The 25,141-nt window shown below is 70.9% G+C and carries 21 protein-coding genes; 13 read left to right on the top strand and 8 right to left on the bottom strand.

Going from position 1 to position 25,141, the window contains the following annotated elements:
- Positions 1 to 22: 22 nt before the first annotated feature.
- Positions 23 to 544: a TrmH family RNA methyltransferase gene (locus KF837_16610; protein MBX3228946.1), complete on the top strand. Its 522-nt coding sequence runs from the start codon at positions 23 to 25 to the stop codon at positions 542 to 544.
- 12 nt (positions 545 to 556) lie between these two features.
- Here KF837_16610 and KF837_16615 read toward each other — a convergent pair whose 3' ends face one another.
- Positions 557 to 2,932, bottom strand: coding sequence for an Ig-like domain repeat protein (locus KF837_16615; GenBank protein ID MBX3228947.1), 2,376 nt, complete (start codon positions 2,930 to 2,932; stop codon positions 557 to 559).
- Here KF837_16615 and KF837_16620 point away from each other — a divergent pair.
- Positions 2,889 to 3,434 (top strand): hypothetical protein, encoded by a 546-nt coding sequence (locus KF837_16620; GenBank protein ID MBX3228948.1) that lies wholly within the window; start codon positions 2,889 to 2,891, stop codon positions 3,432 to 3,434. The two genes, KF837_16615 and KF837_16620, sit on opposite strands and share 44 nt — an antisense overlap.
- Position 3,435: 1 nt before the next feature.
- On the opposite strand, the gene KF837_16625 is transcribed toward KF837_16620, so the two are convergent.
- The 3 genes from KF837_16625 to KF837_16635 form a co-directional block, all read right to left on the bottom strand.
- Positions 3,436 to 4,557 carry a tetratricopeptide repeat protein gene (locus tag KF837_16625; protein ID MBX3228949.1) on the bottom strand — a complete coding sequence of 374 codons (1,122 nt, stop codon included), beginning with the start codon at positions 4,555 to 4,557 and terminating at the stop codon, positions 3,436 to 3,438.
- 152 nt (positions 4,558 to 4,709) lie between these two features.
- Positions 4,710 to 4,853 carry a hypothetical protein gene (locus tag KF837_16630; protein MBX3228950.1) on the bottom strand — a complete coding sequence of 48 codons (144 nt, stop codon included), beginning with the start codon at positions 4,851 to 4,853 and terminating at the stop codon, positions 4,710 to 4,712.
- Positions 4,854 to 5,350: 497 nt separating this feature from the next.
- A complete protein-coding gene (locus KF837_16635; GenBank protein ID MBX3228951.1) occupies positions 5,351 to 6,691 on the bottom strand; it encodes a hypothetical protein in 1,341 nt (446 codons plus the stop codon).
- 116 nt (positions 6,692 to 6,807) lie between these two features.
- Between KF837_16635 and KF837_16640 the strand changes: the two genes are divergently transcribed.
- Positions 6,808 to 7,053, top strand: coding sequence for a hypothetical protein (locus tag KF837_16640; GenBank protein ID MBX3228952.1), 246 nt, complete (start codon positions 6,808 to 6,810; stop codon positions 7,051 to 7,053).
- 5 nt (positions 7,054 to 7,058) lie between these two features.
- On the opposite strand, the gene KF837_16645 is transcribed toward KF837_16640, so the two are convergent.
- Positions 7,059 to 8,189 carry a trypsin-like serine protease gene (locus tag KF837_16645; protein ID MBX3228953.1) on the bottom strand — a complete coding sequence of 377 codons (1,131 nt, stop codon included), beginning with the start codon at positions 8,187 to 8,189 and terminating at the stop codon, positions 7,059 to 7,061.
- A gap of 146 nt (positions 8,190 to 8,335) precedes the next feature.
- On the opposite strand from KF837_16645, the gene KF837_16650 reads away from it, so the two are divergent.
- From KF837_16650 to KF837_16670, 5 genes are all read left to right on the top strand, one after another.
- Positions 8,336 to 9,865 carry a DUF362 domain-containing protein gene (locus KF837_16650; protein ID MBX3228954.1) on the top strand — a complete coding sequence of 510 codons (1,530 nt, stop codon included), beginning with the start codon at positions 8,336 to 8,338 and terminating at the stop codon, positions 9,863 to 9,865.
- Positions 9,862 to 10,428, top strand: coding sequence for a hypothetical protein (locus KF837_16655; GenBank protein ID MBX3228955.1), 567 nt, complete (start codon positions 9,862 to 9,864; stop codon positions 10,426 to 10,428). The genes KF837_16650 and KF837_16655 overlap by 4 nt, the downstream gene beginning before the upstream one ends.
- Before the next feature lie 130 nt (positions 10,429 to 10,558).
- The gene (locus KF837_16660; GenBank protein MBX3228956.1) at positions 10,559 to 11,179 is read left to right on the top strand and encodes a hypothetical protein; all 621 of its coding nucleotides are present in this window, start codon (positions 10,559 to 10,561) and stop codon (positions 11,177 to 11,179) included.
- 39 nt (positions 11,180 to 11,218) lie between these two features.
- On the top strand, positions 11,219 to 11,890 hold the full coding sequence (locus tag KF837_16665) for a hypothetical protein (protein ID MBX3228957.1): 672 nt from the start codon (positions 11,219 to 11,221) through the stop codon (positions 11,888 to 11,890).
- A 362-nt stretch (positions 11,891 to 12,252) separates the two neighbouring features.
- The gene (locus tag KF837_16670; GenBank protein ID MBX3228958.1) at positions 12,253 to 14,325 is read left to right on the top strand and encodes a dipeptidase; all 2,073 of its coding nucleotides are present in this window, start codon (positions 12,253 to 12,255) and stop codon (positions 14,323 to 14,325) included.
- Here the strand turns inward: KF837_16670 and KF837_16675 are convergent.
- Complete coding sequence (locus KF837_16675; GenBank protein ID MBX3228959.1) at positions 14,322 to 15,881, bottom strand: 5'-nucleotidase C-terminal domain-containing protein; 1,560 nt, start codon at positions 15,879 to 15,881, stop codon at positions 14,322 to 14,324. The two genes, KF837_16670 and KF837_16675, sit on opposite strands and share 4 nt — an antisense overlap.
- Positions 15,882 to 15,915: 34 nt before the next feature.
- A complete protein-coding gene (locus KF837_16680) occupies positions 15,916 to 17,073 on the bottom strand; it encodes a hypothetical protein (GenBank protein MBX3228960.1) in 1,158 nt (385 codons plus the stop codon).
- Positions 17,074 to 17,201: 128 nt separating this feature from the next.
- Between KF837_16680 and KF837_16685 the strand changes: the two genes are divergently transcribed.
- A complete protein-coding gene (locus KF837_16685) occupies positions 17,202 to 18,374 on the top strand; it encodes a hypothetical protein (GenBank protein MBX3228961.1) in 1,173 nt (390 codons plus the stop codon).
- Positions 18,371 to 18,703, top strand: a complete 333-nt coding sequence (locus KF837_16690; protein ID MBX3228962.1) for a hypothetical protein — start codon at positions 18,371 to 18,373, stop codon at positions 18,701 to 18,703. The genes KF837_16685 and KF837_16690 overlap by 4 nt, the downstream gene beginning before the upstream one ends.
- Here KF837_16690 and KF837_16695 read toward each other — a convergent pair.
- A complete protein-coding gene (locus KF837_16695; GenBank protein ID MBX3228963.1) occupies positions 18,700 to 18,924 on the bottom strand; it encodes a hypothetical protein in 225 nt (74 codons plus the stop codon). The two genes, KF837_16690 and KF837_16695, sit on opposite strands and share 4 nt — an antisense overlap.
- A 67-nt stretch (positions 18,925 to 18,991) precedes the next feature.
- Between KF837_16695 and KF837_16700 the strand changes: the two genes are divergently transcribed.
- The 3 genes from KF837_16700 to KF837_16710 are packed head-to-tail and all read left to right on the top strand — an operon-like array spanning position 18,992 to position 25,095.
- Complete coding sequence (locus KF837_16700) at positions 18,992 to 21,139, top strand: DUF3160 domain-containing protein (protein MBX3228964.1); 2,148 nt, start codon at positions 18,992 to 18,994, stop codon at positions 21,137 to 21,139.
- A gap of 24 nt (positions 21,140 to 21,163) precedes the next feature.
- Positions 21,164 to 24,205 (top strand): TIGR03960 family B12-binding radical SAM protein, encoded by a 3,042-nt coding sequence (locus KF837_16705; GenBank protein ID MBX3228965.1) that lies wholly within the window; start codon positions 21,164 to 21,166, stop codon positions 24,203 to 24,205.
- The gene (locus tag KF837_16710; protein MBX3228966.1) at positions 24,202 to 25,095 is read left to right on the top strand and encodes a hypothetical protein; all 894 of its coding nucleotides are present in this window, start codon (positions 24,202 to 24,204) and stop codon (positions 25,093 to 25,095) included. The genes KF837_16705 and KF837_16710 overlap by 4 nt, the downstream gene beginning before the upstream one ends.
- Positions 25,096 to 25,141 lie beyond the last annotated feature (46 nt).

Raw genomic sequence — 25,141 nt, forward strand, 5'->3', positions numbered from 1 at the left:
TTGAGCCGCTAGGATCTATCACATGGCGCTGCCCGTTCCGCTCGACGCAAGCGACGAGGAGGTGCGGGCCGCGCTCGCGCCGCTCCGCAGCGACTTCTCCGTCGCGCTCCACGCGGCCGAGAACCCGTTCGCGGTCGGCGCGATCATCCGCGTCGCGCACAACTTCCTCGCGCGCGAGATCATCCTCGTCGGCGAGGGCCCATATTACGAGAAGGCCTCGATGGGAATGGAGCGGTACGAGACGATCGTGAAGGTCCCGGACGACGCGGCGCTCCTCGCGCACGTCGGAGAGCGCCCGCTCTGGGCGGTCGAGAAGGACGCGGCGACGAAGAGCCTCTACGCGATCGAGCGCTTCCCATCCGGCGTCGTCCTCCTCTTCGGCAGCGAGCGCTTCGGCCTACCGAAGACGCTCACCGATCGAGCGGCGGAGACGCTGGGCATCCCGATCTACGGCGTGAACCACTCGCTCCCCCTCGCCGTCGCGGCCGGTATCGTGATGAGCGAGTGGGCGCGCCGCCGCTACGCGTCCGGGACCTCGGTCTGACGAACCTACGCGTCAGTTGACGACGACCGTGACCTGACTGGCGACGTTCTGCGCGGGGACGTACGTCGAGTCGGGCGCGGTCACGTTCGTGATCTTCACGACGTACGTCCCGAACTGGTTGATGCTGAAGGTGTAGCTCGCGGAGCCGCTCGCGGTCGTCGTGACCGTGATCGGGGCACCGTCGTTCATCGTCAGCGTCACGGTCGCGTTCGCGACGGGGCCGTTGTTCTTGTCCTCGATCTTCACCGAGCCGTGGACCGTGCTGTTGCCGGGGCCGATATGAGCGAACGTCCCGCTGAGCTGCGCGACGTGGATCTCCTTCGGGATCGCGACGGTGCCCGGCGTCGCGAACGTGTATCCGAGCGTCTGGTGGAGGATATCCGTGTAGTTGATCCGGATTTGCTGGCTGCCGGGCCCGCCCTGGATCTTGAGCTTGAGCCCGTTCGGGATCGGATCGCCGCTGTAGATTCGGATCCCGCCTGGAGCCGGCTCGCTGAACGTGTTCGGCGGCAAGCCGTTCGGGAAGAGCACGTTCCCGAGCCATCGCGGCTGCTGCAGGCCGTAGATGAACTCGAAGTCGTAGACCTGGCCCTGGAGCGCCGCCGGGATGTCCAGCTCGACGTTGTACTCCCCCGCGGTGCCGATCGCTTGGAACTTCGAGTTGCTCGCGAAGAAGGGCGTCTCGTAGCGCGTGTACTTCTGGAGGGCGGCGTTCGTGCCCATCGCCGTCAGATGCGCGGTCTGGGCCTTGTCCCACGCCGTCGTCCAGCTCTTGCTGTCGATGCCGTGGAGCTCCTTCAGGAACTCGAGCTCGTCGACCGCGGTGGGCTTGCCGCCGACGAGCGCGTTGTAGTGCTTCGTGTCCTCGGCCGAGCCCGTGACGATGTTCTCGACCTTGCCGCGCAAGTTGTCGACGAAGCCGCCGCTGAAGCAGCTCACCATCTCCACCATGACGTGGACGCCCTTGTCGTGGAGCGGCCCGAGGAGGTTCGCGAGCTCGTCGTCCCAGAGGACCTCCTTGCCCCAGAGGTTGATGCCCTCGTGGAAGCCGACCATGTCGTCGCGATCGCCGTCGAGATCCCAGTCGAGACCGCCGTCCTCCGTGTCGATGACGAAGTCGCCGTCGACGTCGGCGCCCATCGGCTTCCACGTGCCGTCGTCCAGGCGCTCGGCGAGGTACTTCTCTCCGTCCCAGCGGAAGCGAACGTCGGCGGCGCCGTCGCGATCGGTGTCCTCGCTCCAGTCGAGGTGCTGCGTCGTCGGGAGGTTGTTCGCGAGGTTGGCGACGTCCACGCCGAAGTCGTCCGCGAGCGTGCCGTCTCCGTCGATGTCGACGTTCGCCTCGGCTTCGGAGAGGAAGTTGTCCGCGCCGTAGTCGACGCTCACCCAATTGCCCGCGCTGCGCTTCCAGACCCGCGTCTTGCCGGTGCCGTCCTTCTCGACGAGGAGGGCGAGTCGTCCGTCGATCACGAACTGACCCGACTTGATGACGCGGTTGCGAAGGTCGACCTTGATCGAGCTCTCCGCGAACTTCTGCGCGCCGGGCGACGTCGCCTCGGGGCCGGTGGTCGCGAGGCGCGCGCCTTCCCAGCCTTGCTGCGGATCGTAGCCGGTGCCGTGATCGGTCACGAAGAGGGTGAGCGTGCAGCTCGCCGGCATCGACGAGAGCAGCGCCTGGAGGTGAGCCGTGATGTCCGCCTTGCTCGTGCCCTTGTCGACGATGTTCTCCCCGTCGACATCGATCGGAGCGCCGTCGTTGTAGAAGATCTCGATCTGATCGTCGGTGAAGCCGAGCGCCTTCATCCGGTCGTGCTTGGCGACGACGTTGACCTTGTAGCGAGGCGCGTTGTTGCTCGCGTTCACGCCGCCGCTGATGATGATCGAGCGGTCGCAGCTCGAAGCCTGGGTCCCCATCGGCGTGACGCCGCCGTGCGGGACGGTCGGCACCTCGATCGTACGGTGCTCGCCCTCGCCAAACGGGCGCGCGCCTTGGCCCTTGGCCTCCTCGGTCGCGTCCGCGTCCGGGGTCTGAAGCGTGACGTCCCACGTCAGCGCCGGCACCTTCGGCGCGATCTGCACGAACGCGCGGACCGTGATCAGCGCCGTCGGCTCCGTCACGAACTGGCCGGTGACCGCGGCGAAGTCCTTGATCTCGCCGAAGACGATGACCTCGGAGAGATCCATCGTCTCGGGCGGCAGCGTCCCGTCGAGCCGTACGTACGAGAAGCCAGGCATCGCTTCATCGGTGATGAGGCGGATGGCCTTGTCGACGAGGTATCCGCGCCCGTCCGACCCGTAGTTGACGGCGCTCCCGTAATAGCCGTGGACCCAGATGCTCTTGCCGATGTCCGCGGGATGCTTCACCGCGACCGACGTCACGGGCAGCATCGCCTCGATCGTCGATGCGGGGCCCCCGCCGTCCGAGCCGCCGTCCGAGCCGCCGTCGATGTCTCCGCTCGACGAGGACGAGGTCGAGCCGCTGCTCGACGTGCTGCTGCTCGACGTGCTCGCGCCGCCTTCGGCTCCGCCGGACGAGGACGTCGAGGACGTCGAGGACGTCGAGGACGTCGTGCTGGAGGACGAGTCGGGGTCGTCGCCTCCGCACCCGCCGAACGCGAGCGCAACGACCACGAGCACGAAGATGAGCCACCAACCGCGACGAACCATCCAATCCCCCTTTCTGGGCCTCGAGCCGCGCATTATTCTCGATCCGTTACGACTTGACCATCCCCCGTTCGGGGGACCCCGACCGTCGCGTGTCACGGAGCTCGCCGTCGACGTAGCTTCGTCGCGCAGGAGTCGTTGCACGGCCGCGAGCACGCGGCTCAACGCCTTTTGGTCGGAGCGCGGGATCGACCTCTTCGGCGCCGGCGGCACGCTGAGCGCCTGACCTATTTCCCCGGCAGGCGAAACCACGAGGGCCTGGGATCGATCACGTCGAGCGCGGTGGGCTCGACGGCGTGGCCCCGCGCGGCGGCGGCCATCGCGCGGACCATCCGCACCGCCGGCGGCGCCGTCGCGCCGGCGTTCTCCCAGCGCGCGAGCACGGCGTCGACCGCGTCGGCTCGCCCGACCTCCACGAGCGCGCGGGCGCGCAGCACGGCGCTCGCGTCGCGCTCGCTGCCGCCGCGGTCGAGGGCGTCGAGGGCCGCGGAAGGATCGCCGCGCGTGAGCGCCGTCTCGGCCAGCGCCTCGCTCAGCTCGATGCGCTCGGCCTGCGGCGTCGACGGGTCGTCGAGCCGCGCGGCCGCGAGCTCCCGCGCCGCCTCGTCGCGCCCCAGCGCCGAGAGCAACCGCACGCTCGCCGCGCTGCGTCCTGGCAGCGCGAGCTGCGCGCCCCAACGCGCGAGCAACGTCTCGGCGTCGCCGCGCGTCGACGCCACCGCGACGTCGACGTCGAACCAGCCGGGATGGTCGAGCTCCCGCGCGCGATCGCTGGCCGTCGACGCGGCTGCCGGCTCGCCGAGCGCGACGCGACAGCGCGCGAGCTCCAGCCACCACTCGCCGTCGCCCGCCTCCGCGTCGAGGGCGATCGCCTGCTCGAACGCCGGCACGGCGCGCCGTCGGTCCCCCATCACTTCCGCGCGCCACGTCCCGAGCAGGGCCCAGCCATCGGCGCCGCCGACACTCGCGGCCGCGGCGTCGTCGACGATCGCGGCCGCGGCGTCGTCGATGATCGCAGCCGCGGCGCCGCCGACGATCGCGGCCGCGGCGTCGTCGACCGCCCGCAGGTCGTCACCCCGCGCCGCCGCGCGCCCGGCGGCGCGCGCGTGAGCCAGCGCCCAGCCGTGGAGCACGCCCACCTCGTCGAAGCCGGCGGCGAGCGCCGCGCGATAAGCCTCGACCGCCGCGTCCGGACGCCCGGCCGCGAGCCATCCGTTGCCCGCGTTGTAGTGCGCCGACGCGCGGTGATCGACGGGCGCCAGCGCGGCGGCCCGCGTCCACGCATCGGCCGCCTCCTCGTACCGCGTGGTGTCGGACAGCGCCGACGCGAGCGCGAACCACGCGGCCACGTCGTCCGGTCGTTCCTCCACCTGTCGTCGTCGCGCATCGATGTCCATGATCGCCTCGGCACGCGCCCCGGAACCAGCACGAGCGGCTCGAAGGATACGCTCTTCGCCCCGGCGCGGGTCCCACGGAGCTTCGGGTGGCAACACCCGTTGTCTTACTCGATGACGTTGCGAAGCCTCTTCGACGAAGGCTTCATCGACGAGCCGTCGAGCTCCGAGTTCGGTGAGGGCGTCGACGGAGCCGCGACGCTCGATCCTGCCGGCGTCGAGGAGAGCGCGGCCTGGCCCGTCAGCCTCAAGAGACTTCTCTCCGAGATCGGCTCGTGCGCCGTGAACTACCCCACCGGGCAGGGGCCGATACGGCTGGCGCGAGGCCCGGCCGAAGAGCGTGGGGCGCTACTTGGAGAAGGCGGGTCCTTCGGCGCCGGGCGCGAGCGATTCATGGCCGTTCCTGACCGACGACGGCGGAGGTCGACGCGAAGGCGCAGCATGCGGAGGTGAGGTGCACGCGGCGGTGGTCGGCGGAGCACGGCGCTGCGCCGAAGCCTCGCCGGTGAGAGGACGGTAGCAGCGCCGCACGCGACGAGCTCGCGGTCGAGAGGACGTCCGTGCAACGTCATGAAGAAGATCGCGCCGAGTCGTGCCCTTGCCGCGGCTCGCGCGCGCGTTGCTCGCTTCGATCGCGAGCTCGTTGGAGTCAGAACGTGCCCGCGCCCTGCGTCGCGAACGTCCCTGCACCCTGCGTGGCTTCGATGTGGCTCATGGCTTTCTCCTTCTTGCGGTGGATGCAGTGCGATCAGGGGACGGGGTTCTGCGCGAGGCGCTGCGCCTTCGCGTAGTCGGCGGCGCCGTCGACGAACACGACGGTGGCGACGTAGTCGAGCTGGCGGACGCCGGCGGGGAGCGTGGCGTTCGCGATGAACGCGGTCGGCGAGTAGTTGCCGACGTTGCCGACGCCGGCGTTGAGCTGCGCGCCGCCCGCGGCGAGCAGGTCGGCGGGGGCGCCCGACGCCTTGCCCATGTAGAACTGCGAGAGCCCGTTCATGAGCGGCGCGACCTGCTCCGCGACCGCGCGGTGGCCCGACGAGAGAGCGCCCGGATCGCCCGGCGCGAAGATCTGGCCGATCAGCTTCGCGCGGTCCGCCGCCGGCGCGACGAGCACGTTCGAGAGCGGACCCTCCGCGAGGCCGATCTGGCCTTCCTCCGTCGTGACGAGCGGCATCGGATCGAACACCGGGTCGACGCAGTCGGCGCCCTCGGGGCCGGCGTTCTCGATCTCCTCGGCGCTGCACGCGGAGAGCGCGTTCATGTGCCACGCGAACTCGGAGCAGTACATCGGGAGCTTCGTCGTCTTGTCCTGTTCGAGGATGATCTGACCGAGCTTGGTCACCGTCTGCTTCGGCGTCATGCCCGTCGCGGCGAAGCGCGGGGCCATGTAGTCCTTCTGGAACTTCACCTGCGCGCGCTGGCCGTTGATGCGGTTGATGCCCGCCTTCAGCGCGCCGACCCACGTGCGGAGCTGCGCGCGGCGCGCGTCCGTCATGTTGCGCGGGCGGATGATCTGGATGGCGTCGACGCCGGGCTCGTTCACGCCGTTCGACGCGGGCCCGCCGACGAAGAACGGCGCGCTGAACTGCCCGACGTGATCGCTGTCGAGCGGAGAGTCGATGTTGAAGGCCTCGCCGTTCTGCGTGTAGACGAGGCTCGCGTGCGTGACGCCCATCTGGATGTGCGGGTACGGCATCGTGCCGGCGAGGTTGGGGCGGAGCGAGAGCGTGATGTCCCCGTCCTGGAGGACGCCGGCCTTGCCGAGCTTCTTCGCCATGTCGATGCGCGCCGCGCGACGGTTCGCGACGCTCGTCCCGTTCTGATTCACCGCGATGACGCGGAGGCCCGCCTCCTCGACCTCGGTCGACGGGTTCCACACCGTCGGGTACGGGTACGCGCTCCGGTTGAGCGGCGTCGTGATCGCCGACTTCGGCACCGAGAAGTAGAACGGCACGTCGAGGACCTTGTCCTGCGAGGCCGAGGTGATCGCCTCCTCGCTGCCTTCGGCGGACGTCTCGTCCGTTTCGGCGGCGCAGCCGGCGACGAGAAGGAGAGAGGCGAGACCGAGGAGGGATGCGTTGCGGAGCATGCCCTACAGAGGAGCACCATGTGTGCCCAATCTGAAATCGGGCATTTCCAACTACTTGCGCTGGTGTCTGCGCAACGAGACGCTCGGATCCGGAGGTGCAAGGATCCAGTCACTCCGTGTTTTTCCAGCTAGAGCAGAACGCCGTAGGCTCGCGGGGATGCGTCGCTCCGTGCTGGTTCTACGTCGAGCTGGCGAAGGAGCCCGGGCAGCCTCCGCTCGCGTCGACCGTGATGAAGGAGGCGGCGTACCCCGATCACTGCAACTTCGATCCGCGCTGGCACGTCGAGCCCGTCGATCAGGCGATCCACACCAACTACCACCTCGGCTTTCGCTGCTGCCGGTCGATCGAGCCGCGACCGTGACGCGGCTACGCGCGGCGGCGGCGGCGGACGGCGGCGCACGCGACGAGCGCGAACAACGCGAGCGCCCCCGCGCTCGTGCGCGCCGTGCCCGGGCTCGCGCTGCACGTCGTCGTCGTCGTGATCGTCGTCTGCATCGGCGGGGCCTCGGAGGTCGGGTCGGTGCCGTCGGTCGACGTGCAGATGTCGCCGTCGCAGCCGTCCTCCTGCGCACCCGCGCTCTCCGGATCGACGATCGCCGCGCCCGTCGCCCAGCCCGGCGCGGCGTAGCCGCCCGCGGCGGCGGCGTGCTGCGCGGCCCTGATGATGAGGTCGGCGTGCTTGTCCGTGCGCGAGTAGATCGCGGCGAGGCACTGCGTGTCCGACTGCGGGCCGCGCGAGAGCGCGCCGAGGACGTAGGGCGTGCCGCTCGCGATGGAGCCCTGATCGAACGCGCCGCCGCCCGAGTCGCCGGAGCAGACGTAGCCCTGCGTGATGAACTCGCGCTCGTTGTCCATCATCGACGCGTAGATCGTCTGCGTGCAGTCGTAGGACGCGTCGCCCGGGAGGCAGATGATGTCGATCTTCTGCCGGATACGCCGCGTGCCCGGATCGGCCGCGTTCGGCGCCGTGATGCCGTAGCCGAGCGCCGTGATCTTGCCGGTGAGACGCGCGTCGCCGATCGAGAACTGCACGACCGGGATCGCCGGCTCCGCCTCTCGCGCCGGGATGTTCTTCGTCAGACGGAGCAACGCGATGTCGTTGCCGCAATAGGTGTCGGACGACGGCGTCACGATGTCGGCGACGGCGTAGAGGACCTTCGCGCCGCGGATGACCGGCTCCGTCGTCACGAAGAGGTTCGCCGGCGCCGTGCTCTCGCGGAACCTGTCCGTGCACTCGACGATCTTCTTCGCGTTGCTCGCCGCCGGCGCCTCGACGCAGTGGCGCGCGGTGAGGACCAGGTTCGGCGCGATGAGCGTGCCCGAGCACACCGACCCGAGCTTGTTCGCGATGCCGACCGCGTAGTTGTGCGCCCGGTCCTTCGTCCCGCCCTGGACCTCGTGCGACTGGCCCGAGGCCTCCTCCTCCCCGGAGCCGCTGCACGCAGCGAGGCCCACCAAGAGGAGGGCGGCGACGGCGCGGGGGAGGAATTGCATCATGGTTTCAGGCGGTTACGAGCGCTTCTGGATCAGCCCTGACCACCCATGATCGAGGGCCTACTCCCTCCCTCTGGCGGATGCCCGTATCCGTCGCGTCTCAAACGAAAGAGGCAGGGAAGATCGCGTCCGCGCGTAGGCTCATGAGCATGGCCGCGCCCCGCCGTCACCCCGCCCAGGACGCTCGCGTCTTCCTCTTCCATTGCGCCGACTACGACGCCGGGAAGATCCGCGCGCTCGTCCGCGGCGCGATGGAGGCGCTCGACCTCCGGCCGTCGGGGCGGACGCTCGTGAAGCCGAACCTCGTCTGCGCGGGCGAGCCCTTCGCGCACGCGTACACGCGGCCCGAGATCGTCGAAGGTGTGCTCGGCGCGCTGCGCGATCGCGAGGACGCGACGCACACGATGAGCGAGCTCGCGGTCGGCGAGCGCTGCGCGATCACGATCCCCACGCGGATGGTGTTCCGCGAGGCCGGCTACGACACGATGCTCGACCGCGTCGGCGGCGTGAAGAAGTACCACTTCGAGGAGACGCCGCAGGTCGAGATCCCGCTCACGCACGAGGGCCGGCTCCGCGACTACCTCTTCACGCCCGAGCCCGTCGCGAAGGCCGACTTCTTCGTGAACTGCCCGAAGCTGAAGGCGCACCCGTGGACGACGGTGACGTTCTCGATGAAGAACTACATCGGGATCCAGGACGACCGGCATCGCCTCATCGATCACGATCACGCGCTGAACCGTAAGGTCGCCGACCTCCAGTACGTCATCCAGCCTCAGCTCGCGGTCGTGGACGGAATCATCGCCGGCGAGGGGCGCATGCTCACGCCGATCCCGCGCAACATGAACCTCCTCGCGATCGGCAACAACCAGGTCGCGCTCGACTCGGTGCTCTCGCGCGTCATCGGCGTCGATCCGATGGAGGTCGAGCACATCCGCCTCGCGCACGAGCGCGGCTTCGGTCCGATCGCGATGAGCGAGATCCGCCTCGAAGGCGACGTGCCGTTCGAGGAGGCGCGATCGCGCGCGCGCGGCTTCCAGGTCGGCCTCGTCCGGATCGAGAAGTACTTCGAGGGCACGAGCATCCAGGCGTACTCGGGGCCGCCGCCGAAGGACTCGACCGACGACTACTGCTGGGGCGGCTGCCCCGGCGTGATGGAGGAGGTGATCGAGGTCCTCCGCCTCGCCGACGAGCAATGCGATCGCAAGCTGCCTCGCATCCACCTCGTGTTCGGCCGCTACGAAGGCGCGCTCGACGTGCGCTACGGCGAGAAGGTCATCTTCGTCGGCGACTGCGTCGAGTGGGACGGGAAGCTCGACGACGAGCTCGTGCAGATCCGCAGCAAGTACACGCCGCGCGAACGGCTCGATCCGCACACCGCGAAGCACAAGGACGTCTACGCGCGCATGATCAAGATGGCGCGCGCGCTCCAGACGCTGAAGACCAAGCCGTACCTCCGCCTCGAGGGTTGTCCCGTCAGCGTCGGCGAGCTGATCCTGCTCCTCGCGGAGCTCGGCGGCATCAACAACCCGTATTTCGATCCGCGGAGCGTGGTCGGCTTCAACCGCGCCTACCTCTCGTGGCGCACGACCGATCTCTGGAAGCGCCTCACCGGATCGAAGTACCAGATCGAGGGCGCGACCGCGCGCGGAGCGGCCGCGCCGGTGCTGGACGCGGAGTGAGCGTCGTCGTCGCGGTCTTCGCGGAGGCGCCGCTCCCGGGGCGCTGCGCGAAGGCGCTCCTCGCGTACCACGATCCCGAATGGGTCGCGCGCCTCTACGCCGCGATGCTGCGCGACACGCTCGACGGCCTGGAGGCGATCGGCGCCGACGAGCACGTCGTCCTCGCGAACGAAGACGAAGACGACGAAGGCCGCCGCGCGCTCGCGCGTCATCTCCCGCTCCCGTGGACGCTCGCCCGTGCGCGCGCGATCGACGCGAGCGACTACGTCGTCGTCGCGACGGCGTACGCTCCCGCCGCCGACGTCGCCCCGCTCGCCGAGGCGATCGCGACGCGCGCGCACGTCGTCGCCGACGACGCGTGGCTCGCCGGCGGTCCCGCGCTCGCGCTCACGGCTCCGTCCGCCGAGCTCGTCGCCAAAATCCGTGCAGAATACACAAATGTGCTGGCCCTCCCCGCGGCGACGATCGTCGACGGGCCGGCCGCGCTCGAGGCGCTCCTCGAGGAGCTGCGGCGTCATCACGAGCGCGCACCACGGACGGCTCTCTTGGCGATGACGAGCTGAGGGCGACCAGGCTCAGATCGCGCGGACCAGGCTGGCGCCTCGGGATCCGGGGGAAATGTGCGCTTCACCCCGCGATGTTCCGCGTTTGTAGCAATCGCGAAGCGGAACGGATGGTGCAACCATTCCGCTCATGCGTCTCGTCTTGCTCGCTGCCACCGTCTCCGTCGTCCTCGTCGGCGCCACGTTCGCCTGCTCGAGCAGCTCCCCCGCGGAGGAGACGGCCGACGCCGGCAAGGACTCGGGGAAGAAGCCGGTGGAGGAGACGCCGCCGATCGAGGAGGAGCCCCCGCCGGTCGAGGAGGAGCCCCCGCCGCAGGAGGACCTCGACGGCGGCGCCGACGACGCGGAGGCGGGCGCGCCCAACAACACGGACGGGGGGACGGCCTGCCTGGGCGACTCGCTCAAGGAGGCGGAGCCCAACAACGACGCGAACACGGCGACGAGCGTCACGCCGCCGGGCCGGACGTTCTCGATCTGCGGCACCACGTCGGGCGCCGATCCGGACTTCTTCACCTTCAAGACGCCCGCGTACGGCCAGACGTTCGTCCTCTGCCAGGGCGCCGCCGGACCCTGCGTTGGGGCGGTTCAGATCTCCGGCACCATCGACGGCCAGGCGTTCAACGGCTTCAACTTCAACGGCATCAACGTCAACGACGGATCGACGTGGGTCGTCCGCGTCGCCCCGTCCGGCGGCGGCGGTGGAGGTGGCGGCGGTCGCAACTACCGCCTCACCTGGCACTTCAACAACTGACGACTTTGAGAGGAGCACCGAATCGTGCATCATTCCGGAATGCGTTTTGCCGTTCTTCTTCCCGGCTCTTTGATCGTCTGCGCGGTCGCGCTGTACGCGTGCTCGTCGTCGGACGAGGCCACGCCCACGCCTGACGCCGGCAAGACGTCGTCGTCGTCGACGTCCTCCTCGACGAGCGGCTCCAACGGCGACGACGACGACGACGACAACACGTCGAGCTCGAGCTCGTCTTCGAGCGGCGACACCAGCTCCTCGTCTTCGTCGAGCAGCGGCGGCGGCGGCGGGGGTGACGGCGGTGGCGGTGGCGGCGGTGATGGCGGCGGCGGCGGCGGGGGTGACGGCGGCGGCGGCGTGAGCTCGAAGTGCCTCACCGGCGATACGCGAGAGGTCGAGCCAAACGACTCCGCGGGCGCGGCGCAGGTCATCCCGGCGACCACCGGCACGTCGTCGCTGAAGTACTGCGGGCGCATCGCGGCGGCGGGGGACGTCGACTTCATCACGTGGACGTTCAACGTCACGGGCTCGGTGTCGATCTCCGGCGCGCAAGAGAACACCGGCAACGGGCTCCAGATCACGCTGAAGGTCGGCGGCGGCGCGGAGCAGCCGTTCTCGGGTAGCATCCCGCTCCAGTCGGGCCAGCCGTACCTCTTCAAGGTCACCGCGACCGGTCAATCCGACTATCGCTTCAACCTCGACGTCACGCAGAACTGAGGAGAAAGCCTTATGCGCCACGCACTTATCGGCACCGCCGCGCTCGTCGCTTTTGCATGCGCCACCTACGCCTGCGGGTCGGACTCGGATCCGCCGGCGACGACCTCCTCGTCGTCGACCTCCTCGTCGACGACGAGCTCGACGTCCGGCAACAACAACACGTCGTCGTCGAGCTCGTCGGGTGACAACACGTCTTCGTCGAGCTCGTCGAGCTCGTCGACCACGTCGTCGTCCGGCTCGCCGCCGGTCGTCGCGGACTCGGGCACCGTCATCACCGACGACTCCGGCACCGGCATCCCCGACAGCGGCGGTCCGATCGACGCGTCGGATCCGACCGTGTTCGACGGCGCGGCGGGGACGCAGTGCCAGGCGGGTTCGGTGCAGGAGGTCGAGCCGAACAACGACGAGGCCACCGCGAACACGATGCCGAGCGGCACCGGCTCGTTCTGCGGCCAGCTCCAGCCCGCGGGCGACGTCGACGTCGTCAAGTTCACGATGCCGGTCGACACGTCGGAGTTCCAGATCGGCGTCCAGAACGTCGGCGCCGGCACGAACTACCGGCTCGAGGGCAAGGTCGGCACCGAGTCGTTCGTGCTCGCCGGGCAGGACGCGGGCGGCAACTTCCCGTTCCGCCCGGGCGAGACGTACACGTTCACGTCCACCGGCGACGCCGACACGAGCTACATCATCGGCTTCAACATCAAGCAGGTGGCGGCGAGCTCCGTCTGCAAGGCCAACTCGATCAAGGAGCCGCCGGAGCCGAACGACACGATCGAGACGCAGCTCCCGCAGGAGACGAGCAGCTTCTGCGGCACCATCAACACGACGTCCGACGTCGACGTCGCGACGTTCACGATCCCGAGCACCAAGACGTCGCTCCGGCTCGCGTTCCAGTCGACGACCGGCGGCCCGGGCACGTTCACGATCGAAGGCACCGTCGACGGCCAGTCGTTCACGATCCCGCGCGGGACCGGCCCCGAGGTTCCGTTCGTCCAGAACAAGCCCTACGTCCTCCGCCTGAAGTCGACGGTCCCGAACAACAGCTACGTCGTCGACGTCGAGCTCGGCCCCTGATCGTCCGAACCGCGCTCTCGGGCGCGCTCCTCGCCGGCTTCGTCGCGGCGGCGGCCTGTGGGTCGCCGCCCGCGTCGAGGGAGGTCATCGGCGAGAGCACGTCGCCTCATCTCCGCTCGCACGCGACGGGCGCCGACGGCGGCGCGCCCGGCGGCGAGACGCTCGCGCAGCACGCCGAGCGGCTGCATCGCAGCGCGATCGTCATCGACACGCACGACGACATCCCGTCCGTCCTCTACGCCGGCAACGTCGACCTCGCCGACAAGGCGGAGTGGATCAACACCGACCTGTCGCGCATGAAGGCGGGCGGCGTCACCGGCCTCTTCTTCAGCGTCTACGTCGAGTCGGACCTCGCGACCCAGCCGAGCGTCCTCGGCGGCGGGGCGCTCCGGCGCGCGATCGACCTCGTCGACGTCACGTACCGCGCGGTGGAGCGCAACCCGAAGGACCTCGTCCTCGCGACGACGGCGGCCGACGTCCGCCGCGCGAAGCGCGACGGCAAGATCGCGATCCTGATGGGCATCGAGGGAGGGCACGCGATCGAGAACTCGCTCTCGGCGCTGCGCGTCCTCCATCGCCTCGGCTGCCGCTACATGACGCTCACGCACACGCAGTCGAACGAGTGGGCCGACTCCGCCGGCTTCTCCGGCCCGCCGCCGGTGCGCCATCACGGCCTCACGCCGTTCGGCGAGGACGTCGTCCGCGAGATGCAGCGCCTCGGCATGCTCGTCGACGTCTCGCACACGTCCGACGAGACGTTCGCGGCGGTGATGAAGATCGCGGAGGCGCCCGTGATCGCGTCGCACTCGTCCGCGCGCGCGCTCGCGGATCACCGCCGCAACCTGAGCGACGACATGCTGAAGCAGCTCGCCAAGAACGGCGGCGTCGTGATGGTGAACTTCTGGTCGCTCTTCCTTTCGAAGGAGTACGGCGCCGCGGCGCAGGCCTGGTACGAGAAGAACGGCGCGGCGGCGAAGGAGCTCCGTGCAAAGCACAAGCACGACTTCGCCGCCTATCGCGAGGCGATGGCGAAGCTCCACGCCGAGACGGAGCCCCTCCCGAAGGTGCCGCTCTCCGTCCTCGTCGACCACATCGATCACGTCGTGAAGGTCGCCGGCATCGACCACGTCGGCCTCGGCTCCGACTTCGACGGCGTCGACGCCCTCCCCGACGGCGTGAGCGGCGTCGACGCGTACCCGAAGATCACGGAGGAGCTCCTCCGCCGCGGCTACAAAGACGACGACGTGAAGAAGGTCCTCGGCGAGAACTTCCTCCGCGTCTTCGAGCGCGCGGAGGCGTTCGCGAAGACCAAGCCCTCCCGCATCTCCGGCGACGGCAACACCCGCCGCATCGATCGCTAGCGCCGCTTCGCCGACGTGCAGCCGGCCTGGGCGGCGTCGGCGCGGGAGACGATGCGGTCGGCGTCGAGGTCGATCGCCTGCACGATGAGGTCGGCGAGCACCTTCGATGGGCCCTGCGACGGATGCCGTCGCTCTACCGCGGCCGCGATCTCGGCGGGGGTGACCTTGTCGTCGCGGTCGGCGTCGAGGACGTCGAAGCCGCCGAGGCTCCTCCAGACCGCGAGCGCGAAGGCCTGCACGAGGAGCACCTTCGGCTCGCGGCCGCTGTCGGCGGGCGGGACGAGGGCCGGGTTCTCCCTCGCCCACGTCACGAGCGGCTCGATGTGATCGAGGCCGACCAGGATCTCGCGCACGAGCGCGACGTCGTAGAGCCGCTCCGGATCGAGCGGCGCGCCGTCGACCTCCGCGACGTCGTTCGACTCCGTCAGCTTCATGCGGTCGTCGACCTGGAGGAACGCGCCCCACTCCGCCGGCGCGCGCGCGCGCGACGCCTTCACCCCCGCCGCGAGGACGCGCCCCGGCAGCGGCACGACGACGATCTCGTTGTCGAACGGCACCTCCGCCTCGATGTCGCCGTAGGTGATGCGGGTGGTGTACTCGCGCGACGCGCGGATGCCGCCGCCGTTGAAGAGGCACGCCTGCGCGCCGAGGCAGTCGCGCAGCCGCGAGCAGATGAGGGTCCCGATCGACGTCTGCCGCACGCGCGTCCCGACCGACGAGAGCGACTGGCCCGGCTCGAGGTAGAGGAGCGTCGCGGTCGCGAGCTCGCGCACCTGCTCCATGTGCGCGTCGACGCGGGCGCGCACGGCGGGGTCCTCCTCGTAGAGCGCCACCGCCTCGAGCCGCGTCGTGACCGCCGGCGCGCCGCCGCCGTCCGGCCACACGACGTCGGTGACGACCGCCTGCACCGCCTCCGCCCCCGCCTTCACGATCCACGTCCCGTGATGCTCCACCAGCATCGGCGTGTGCTCGTGGCCGCCGACGATGACCGGATACGGCGGCTCGCGCTGGCGCTCCGCGAGCGCGCGATCGTCGGCGATCGCCTGATGCGTGATCGGGATCACCGCCGCGCACCCGTTGCGGAGGAGCTGCGCCGTCTCCGCGATCGCCGCGTCGTTCGCGCGCGCGAGGAGGGCGCCGCCGAACGGCTTGCCGTGGTAGACGGCGGGGTCATCCATCACCACGCCGACGAGGCCGACCTTGAGCGGGCCCACGTCGATGACGAGGTGACGCGGGAGGTCGAGCCCGGTGAGCACGTTGGTGCCGAGGCACGGCGGCTCGAGCTCCTCGAGCCGCGCGCGGAGCTCCTCCGGCGGGATGTCGTCCTCGTGGTTGCCGAGCACGACGTGCGTGATCCCGATCGCGTTGATGCAGTCGACCATGCCGCGCCCGGCGTCGATGCTCGAGAGGAGGCTCGGCGCGAGGAAGTCGCCCGCGAGCGGGAAGATGACGGCGTCCGCGGGCTCGCGCCTGTAGTGCGCGATCATCGTCGCGAGCCGTGGCAGGTTGTCGAGCGCATACACGTCGTTCACCGACACGATCACGAGCCGAGGCATGAGCGCTCATTGTCGTCGATCGCACGCCGCGCGGCTAACGCGAACGATCGAGCGCGCCGGCGCGGACGCCGATGCGAAACGCCTCGACGACGCCGCCTTCGGCCGCGAGCGCGCCGCCGCTCCGGAGGCCGTGCTCCACCACCGCGACGACCACCTCCGCCGCGTCGGCGGGGCGCCACGCGCGCGCGTCGCCGGCGACGAGCACGTTCACGAGGAACGCGAGCTCCTCCAGGCGCTCCGCGTGCTCCGCCGGCGTGAGCGACGCGAGCGCGGCGGCGAGCACGCCGCTCTGCACCGGGAGCTTCTTCGCGCGCGTCTCTCCGCGCAGCACGCCCGCGCCGGCGAGCACGCGCTCGAGGCGCGTCGGCTCCGCGCGCGGCGCGCGATCGAGCTCGCGGAAGTAGGCCTTCGTCACCGCGTCGCGCCCGCGCACGTCGGCGGACGAGCGCGCGAGCTTGAGGAACGCGCGCGCGTCCGCCGGCGCGACGAAGCCCTCCCGCGCGCGCCGCTCGTTGCGGTCCCCCGCGACGTCGTCGAGGAGCGACTCCTCCGCGCTGAGGACGTGATGGAGGCCGCCCTCCTCTTCTGCTTCGCGCTCCGTCATCGCGGCGAGGCGCTCGAGCATCCGCGCGCACGTCGCGTGGTCGTGCTCGTCGAGCGCGACGAGCGCGGTCACGATCGCGTCCCACCCGTCGTGACGGCGCGCGACGACGATGAACGATCCGATCTCGTGGTTGAGCGACGCCTCGAGCGCCTCCTCGATCTCCTCCCCTTCCTCGTGCACGCCCTCCGCGATCTCCGCCGCGATCGCGTCGCCGTCGACGACCGCGACGAGGCGATGGAACGCGAGCGTCACGACGTCGGCGGAGAGCTCCGCGAGCCGGCGCGCGGCGACGCCCTCGCCGGCCTCGAGCAGGATCTCGAGCCACACCACGAAGCGCGCGGGCTCGAAGCCCTCGTCCGCGCCCGGTTCCGCGCGCGTCCAGAGGTCCTCGTCGAAGACGCGCTCGATCTGCTCGGTCGTGGCGAGCGCGACGATCTCGCCGGCGTCCTCGAGGCCGACGTGGGCGATGAGCTTCGCGAGCGCGGCGGGCGGCAGCGCTCGCACCTCCGCCACCAGCGCCGGCTCGTCGAGGATGCGCGTGAGCACGTGGCGGACGTCGGCCTGCGGCCGGGCGAGCTTCGTCGACATGCTCCTCAGGTAACCGCCGCGATCGCGATCGTCGAGCCGTCGGGAAACGAAAGTGAACGGTCGCGTGCGGAGGGCGGCGGAAGCGGTTTTTCCTGACGAGAGGCGTCCAATGGGTTGATATGATCTTGGTGTCGACGTCACGCGAGGTGCCCCAGACCCGGCCCGGATCGACCCGCGCCCTCGTCGCGCTCCTCGCCTTCGTGCTCGGGTTCGCGACGGTGCCGCACCGTGTCTGCGAGCGCGAAGCGGCGCGCTGGCTCGAGGGTGACCCGAAGTCCACCGACGCGCTCGCGGCCGGCGTCGCGCGGTGGACCAACGAGGAGCTCGACGCGACGTCGTTCGCGACCGGCTCCTCGCGCTTCGACGGCGAGTGGCTCTTCGGCACCTACGTGATGGCGGGGATCGGCTTCGGTCAGCTCGCGCGCGCGCGGGAGGACACGCGCGCCGAGAACGTGGCCCGCCTGGAGCACTGCCTCGACGTGCTCGAGACCGAGCGCCTCCGCGCGTTCGATCGCGCCGCCTGGAACGAGGACGCGATCGAGTCGCTCGATCGTGACGAGAACGGCCACGTCGCGTACCTCGGCTACGTCGCGGTCCCGTACGCGCTGCATCGCGTCCTCGCGCCGGAGTCGCGCTTCGCCGCGCGCGAAGAGGCGATCGTCGGCGCGCTCGAGCGGCGCATCCTCGCGTCGCCGATCGGCTTCGTCACGACCTATCCGGGCGAGGTCTACCCCGTCGACAACGCCACCATCGCCGCCGCGCTCGCGCTCCACAGCCGCGCGGTGGGGCGCGCGCGATCGCCGGCGCAGGACAAGCTCGCCGCGTCGATCCGCGGCGCGGTCGACCCCGAGTCGGGCCTCCTCTTCCAGGCCGTCGAGGAGGGGACCGCGAAGCCGCGCGACGCGGCCCGCGCGTCCGGGAGCGCGCTCGCCGCGACGCTGCTCGCGTACGCGGAGCCGGACCTCTCCGCCTCCCTCTTCCGCGCCCTCGCGCGCGGCCAGTTCCGCACCGTCCTCGGCTTCGGCGCGGTGATGGAGCACCCGCCGTCGAAGCACGGCAAGACCGACATCGACTCGGGCCCCGTCGTCCTCGGCTTCGGCGTCTCCGCGACCGGCTTCTCCCTCGGCGCGAGCCGCGCGCACGGCGATCGCGAGGTGTTCACCGCGCTCTACGCGACCGCGCACCTCTTCGGCACCCCCTTCGACGAGAACGGCGCGCGCACCTACGCGACCGGCGGACCGCTCGGCGACGCGATCATGTTCGCGATGCTGACGACGCCGCGGCTCGGAGGCGGCTCGTGACGCGCGCGTACCTCCGCGACCTGCTCCGCGCGAACCGGCGCCCGGTCGTGCTCACGATCATCAGCGCGGTGCTCCTCGTCGCGTACTTCATCCTCGTGCGCGCGATGGCGCACGGCCACGTCGCGCACGTGCTCCTCGGCGCCGGCAACGGCTCGATCCCCGGCGGCGCTGCCGCGATCGCGATCGGCCTCGTCGTCGTGCGCTTCGTGCTCGTGGTCTTCGCGCCCGGCCTCATGCTCGCCGCCATCGCCGAGCTCGCCGCCTACGTCCTCGTCGGTCCGCGCCGCGACACCCCGGACGACGACCTCGACCTCGGGGGAGACCTTTAAGGAAGAGGCTCGATCTCGATCTCGGTCGGCGCCGGCTTCGGCACGAGCATCGGCTGGTACGGCACCGTGTAGTAGCGCCAGACCGCATAGACCGACGCGAGCACGGCGATCGAGCCGATCACGAACATGCGGAAGAGGATCCCCGCCGGGATCGCCGCCCTCCGCGGGACCGGTCGAGCCTCCCGCTCCGTGATCTTCCTTGGCCCCTTCTTTGCGAACACGGCCTCCGAGATATAGCGGACCACGTGGATTTCGCCCGTTCCGCGCGGCGCGTAGTAGCCTCCGCGCGTGACGGGAGGTCTCCGAGCGCTCGTGTTGACGGCCCTGTGCGCGGCCGCGTGCGCGCGTCCGCCCGCGCCGCCGGTCTCCCCCGCCCCGCCGCCGAAGCTGCCGGTCGTGAGGGTGCGCGCGCCGCGGCCGCCCGCGCCGGCGGAGTGGTTCTGGACGCCGATCGAGCCGCACCTCCACGTCGAGCCGCGGAGGCCGCTCGCGCTGCCGGTCGCCGAGGCGGCGATCGCGCGCACCGACGGCGCGGCGAAGATCTGGAACGACCTCCCGCCCGAGGCGCGCGAGCGGGTGCGGAAGAACGGCGGCCTCGTCGTCGGCTCCGAGGGAGACTCCCTCTCCAAGGGCGAGCTCTCGTTCGGTGCATTCTACAATGACCTCGCGGAGCGGAAGGTCCCCCAGATCGTCACCTTCGACGCGCTCGTCGCGGCGACGCGGCTCGGGCTCGAGTCGGCGCTCGCGCAGGTCGAGGACGAGCTCGCGCCGGCGCTGGTCTCGCTCCTCACGCGGCTCGAGTCCAGGCTCGAGAGCGAGAAGAAGGGCGTCGGCACGACGCTGGCAGAGGCGTACCGCATCGCGCGCGGCGCCGTGCTCGTCGCGCGCGTGCTCGCCGATCCGAAGACGGACGCGAAAGTGGAGCCGAAGCTGCCGGCGGACCTCGCCGTCGCCGTCGCGGCGGAGAAGGCGCTCATCGAAGCGCACGGCGTCGTCTCGACGAGCCCGATCCTCGGCGTGCCGATGGACTACACGCGCTTCGTCGTCCCGAGCGCGGCCGCGCGTGCGGGGACGTTCCGCGCGCTCGCGTGGCTCGGCGGCGCGTCGTTCGCGCTCGCGGCGCGGACGGAGCACGCCGGCGCCGCGTTCGACGTCGCCGAGGCGCGCACCGCGACCCGCGCGGCGATGCTCCTCGCGCGCCTCTGCAACGCCGACGTCGACGCCGCGACGAACGCACTCTACACGCGTATCGGGCGTTACCTCTCGTTCGTGTGGGGCGCGTCGGACGACCTCACCCTCCTCGAGCTCGACGACATCGGGACGAAGGCCGGGGTCGACCTCACGAAGCCGGAGCACATCCGCGACGTCGCGAAGGTCGATCGGGTGCGCGCCGGCGCGCTCGCGGCGCGCGGCCCCGCGATCTACGACGGGCCCGCCGGCGTCGGCCGGACCGCGCGCGTCTTCGGAGGCCACGCCTCGCCCGACGCGCGCGCGATCAGCGCGTTGCTCGGCGCGTCGATCGGCAAGGCGGAGGCGGAGGCGCCGCCGTCGTCGCATCGCGATGGCGTGCGCGTGATCCCGTCCACGCTCGACGTCGGGTGCTGGCTCGACGCGCCCGACTGCCGGGGCGCGATCCACGAGATGCGCGCCGACGCGTTCGAGCAGTGGAGCAACGTCAGCGCGCGGCTCCGCGAGACGCGGAGCGAGACCGACGCGACGGAGCCGTGGCACGCCACGGTGTACGGCTCGCTCCTCGCCGCCGTCGCCGCGCACGCGGTCGCCTCCCACGACATGACGCTCGGGCGCGTGCGGCTCGAGCAGACGCTCTCGTCCTGGACGACGATCCGCCACCTCGACGCGCCGCTGTCGCGCGCGAAGCCGCGGCCGCGATCGAGCGCGACGCCGGCGGCGAACACGACGGTGCCGATCTACGTCGAGGCGGAGCCGGAGTCGATCGCCCTGCTCGCGGGCGCGGTCCAGCAGGCGCGGCGCGGGCTCGAGGCCATCACCGGCCTCAAGGGCTCCGCCCTCGACGACGTCGACGAGCTCCTCCTCATCGCGCTCAAGGCGGCGGAGAACCTCGTGAACGACGACGCCGCGGTCGACGTCTCCTCCCTCCCCGCGCGCATCGCGAAGCTGGAGGAGGACTACGGCGACGTCGGACCGATCGCGGTCGTCGTCTCCTCCGACCCGCCGAGCCGCCGCCTCCTCGCCTCCGCGACGGGCCGGATCGAGCCGCTCGTGCGCCTCGTGCGCGACAGCGGCAAGGAGGAGCCGATCCTGGTGGTGGGGGCGCACGTGGCGCAGCACGAGATCGTGACGGACGCGGGGGAAGCGCCGACCGACGCGACCTGGCGCTGGAAGGTGGCGTCCGCGGTGCGGGGATCGTGGGTCGCGCCGGTCCGCTTCGTGCCGCCGGGTCGCGTTTCGCCCTGATCCGCGCTACAAACCGCGGTCCCTATGACGCGCGCTTCGTCTCTGCATCCATACGCCGGCTTCGTCGCGAAGGTCGAGAAGCCGGCGCGCTACCTCGGCGGCGAGTACGGCGCCGCGCAGCGTGACTGGGACTCGGCGGAGGCGCGCGTCTGCCTCGCGTTCCCGGACGTCTACGACATCGGGATGAGCCACCTCGGCTTCAAGATCCTCTACAAGATCCTGAACGACGATCCGCGCACGCTCGCCGAGCGCGCCTTCGCGCCGTGGGTCGACATGGAGGCGCTGCTCCGGCAGCACGGCGTCCCGCTCGTCTCGTGCGAGAGCGCGCGCCCGCTCCGCGACTTCGACGTCGTCGGCTTCTCGCTCCAGTTCGAGCTCACGTACACGAACATCCTCACGATGCTCGACCTCGGCGGCGTCCCGCTCACGAGCGCCGAGCGCGGCGAGGACGATCCGCTCGTCATCGCGGGCGGCCCGACCGCGACGCACCCGGAGCCGCTCGCGACGATCCTCGACGCGGTCGTCATCGGCGACGGCGAGGAGCGGACGACGGAGATCGCGCTCCTGTGGACGTCGCTCCGGAAGCAGGGCGTCGCGCGGAGGGAGCGACTCGCCGCGCTCTCCGAGCTGCGCGGCGTCTTCGTCCCTTCGCTCTACACCGTCGCGGTGGAGCCGGAGACGGGGCTCGAGGTCGTCGTCGACGGGCCGGTGCTCCCGGTGCGGCGGAGCCTCGTCGAGGACCTCAACAAGTACCCGTTCCCGCACGACGGCCCGGTCGGCGGACCGGAGGCGATCTTCGATCGGATGTCGATCGAGATCGCGCGCGGCTGCACGGAGGGCTGCCGCTTCTGTCAGGCGGGGATGATCTACCGGCCGGTGCGGGAGCGCGATCCGGAGCAGATCGTCGACACGCTCGTGAAGGCGGTGAAGGGCTCCGGCTACGACGGCGTGAGCCTCACCGCGCTCTCGACCGCGGACTACTCCTGCATCGCGCCGCTCATCCAGAAGGTCACCGAGCGCCTCGCGCCGGAGAAGGTGTCGCTCGGCGTGTCGTCGCTGCGCGCGTACGGCCTCGACGAGAACGTGCTCGACGACATGCGCACGGTGCGCGCCTCCGGCGTGACCTTCGCGCCCGAGGCCGGCTCGCAGCGCATGCGCGACGTCGTGAACAAGAACGTCACCGAAGAGCAGCTGATGACGACGGCGGAGCGCATCTTCTCGCGCGGCTGGGATCGCATGAAGCTCTACTTCATGATCGGTCTCCCGACGGAGGAGGAGAGCGACGTCCGCGAGATCGTGCAGGTCGGCAAGCGCGCGCGCGCGGTCGGCAAGCGCGTGCGGAAGGAGGCGCTCAACGCGGGGCCGCCGGCGGTGACGGTGAGCGTCTCCACCCACGTGCCGAAGCCGCACACGCCGTTCCAGTGGTGCGCGATGGACCGCCACGAGCAGGTGGTCGAGAAGCAGCGCTGGCTCCGCGAGGAGGTGCGCGGCGCGAAGGGCGTGGACCTCCGCATGCACGACTCGCGCACGAGCTGGCTCGAGGGCGTGTTCGCGCGCGGCGATCGCAAGCTCGGACGCGTCCTCCTCCGCGCCTACGCCGCCGGCGCGCGCTTCGACTCGTGGGAGGATCAGCTGAAGATCGAGGTCTGGGAGGAGGCCTTCCGCGCCGAGGGCATCGAGCCCGCGGCGTACCTCGGGACGATCCCGGTGAGCGCGCGCCTCCCGTGGAGCCACATCGACGTCGGCCTCGAGGACGGCTTCCTCGTCCGCGAATACCGGAAGGCGCTGAAGAGCCGCCTCAGCCCGCCCTGCGGCAAGGCGGCCGGCATGTTCGTGCATCATACAAACATCACCGACGCCACCGCCGACGACCGCAAGCTCGTCTGCTACGACTGCGGCGTCGCCTGCGACCTCTCCGCCATGCGCGAAGAGCGCCTAATCTACCTCGACCGCCTAGGCGCCAAACTAAAGCGCCCCCCGAAGCCCGCCCCGCCCCCGAGCACTGGTGACGAGCAGGGCCGGCCCGCGAGCACGCTCGTCACCGGGGCCGCGAATGCGGCGCGAAGCGCCCCCGTCTTCGGGGGCACTGGTGACGAGCAGGGCCAGCCCGCGAGCACGCTCGTCACCGGGGCCGCGAATGCGGCGCGAAGCGCCCCCGTCTTCGGGGGCCCTGGTGACGAGCGGGGGGTGTCGGGGGCGAAGCCCCTGACCGTAAAGAAGGGCCCGAAGCCGCCGCCTCGCGTGATCCAAGGCGACCCTCGCCGCACGCGCTTCGTCTACGCGAAGGTCGGGCCGATGGCGTTCCTCAGCCATCTCGACGTGATCCGCGCGTTGCCGCGGTCGTTCCGGCGGCTCGACGTGCCGATCTATTACACGTCCGGCTTCCACCCGAAGCCCGACATGACCTTCTCGCCCGCGCTGTCGCTCGGCGTCGCGAGCCTCGCGGAGATCCTCGACGTGAAGCTCACCGTCGACGTCGATCCCGAGGCGCTCGCGGCCGAGCTCACGCGCATGTCGCCCGACGGGCTCGTGTTCCGTCACGGCACGCGCCTCGAGAAGAGCGACCGCGGCCTCTCCCACATCATCGACGCCGCCCGCTACGCGGTCGGCATCCCGGCGAAGGCCCTCGCCGAAGCGGGCGGCCGCGCGCGGCTCGAAGAGGAGATCGCGCGCGTGATGGCGGCGTCCGAGGCGCGCGTCATCCGCCGCTTCGAGCGGGGCCTCGCGAAGGCGGTCGACGCGCGGAAGTACCTCTGCGCGATCGCGGCGTTCGATCCCCGCGCCGAGGCGTTCCTCGCGGACGCGCGCGTCGGCGGCGATCTCGTCCCGGTCCTCGTCGACGTGACGATGTCGGGCGAGGGCGGCGTGAAGATCGCGGAGGTGATGGAGGCGCTCTTCGGCAAGAACGAAGACGGCGACGTCGCGATCCCGTACCACGCCGTGCGCGCGGAGCTCGGCCTGCGCGACGGCGACGCCATCGTCTCGCCGGTCGCGATCGAGACGATCCGCCGCCTCGCGCCGGCGCCGCCGAAGGTCATCGCGCCCGCCGCCGCCACGACCGCTTGAAGCACCTCGCGCTCGCCCTCTCCGTCATCCTCGCCGCGAGCGGCTGCAAGCTGCTGAAGCGAAAGGCGCCGTCCACCGGCGACGCGGGCATCGCCATCGCCGCGCTCGACGCGTCGCCGGAGCCGGCTTCGGAGACGGCACGCGCGCTCGATCCGAAGAAGGACCTCCCGCTCGGCCACTGGGAGACGGAGGAAGGTCCCAAGCTGTGCCTCACGCTCCTCCCGCACGGTCGCGTGCGCTGGGCCTCCCCCGTCCCGCACTACCGCAACCCCGCGCGCGTGTTCGGCGACGTGAAGCGCGCGGAGGCGATCTCGGAGGACGACTTCCGCGTCACGATCGAGGTCACGAAGATCTACGCGAAGGAGATCGGCCCGTGCCACCGGTACTGGACCGACTACGAGCTCTTCGAGGCGGAGATCCTCGGCGAGCGCGTGACGGGCCCGAACGAGAACGGCCACCGCCTCCCCGAGCTCGACGGCGGCACGACGGCGGAGCCGCCGCGCACGTACACGCTGCGCTTCGACGAGGCGCGCGAGCACGTCGACGTCTGCACGACCGCGCCCGCGCCGGCGTGCCGGAAGCTCGTGAAGCGCCGGAGCCCGTCGGACTTCTCGCGCGCGCGCACCGGCGCGGAGTGCAAGGTCGACACCGACTGCGTCGTCGTCACGAACGGCGAGCAGTGCGATCCGTGCCTGTGTCCGTCGGTCCCGAGCGTCCGCACGTGGCCGAAGAAGAAGAAGGAGAAGCCCGGAGACCGCGACCGAGACGACTCGTGGGAGCGCGAGCCCGAGCACCTCTGCGGCGCGGTCCCCGCGCGCCACGAGGGCTGCGCGGAGTGCCCGGAGCTCCGCGCGGTATGCAAGAGCAAGGTCTGCGTCCTGAAGAAGTAGCGACGACGCCCGCCGCGGGGGGCGCGACGATCGATGCTATCTGTCT

This window comes from Labilithrix sp. (assembly GCA_019637155.1).
In the GTDB taxonomy this organism is placed as follows: Bacteria; Myxococcota_A; Polyangia; order Polyangiales; family Polyangiaceae; genus Labilithrix.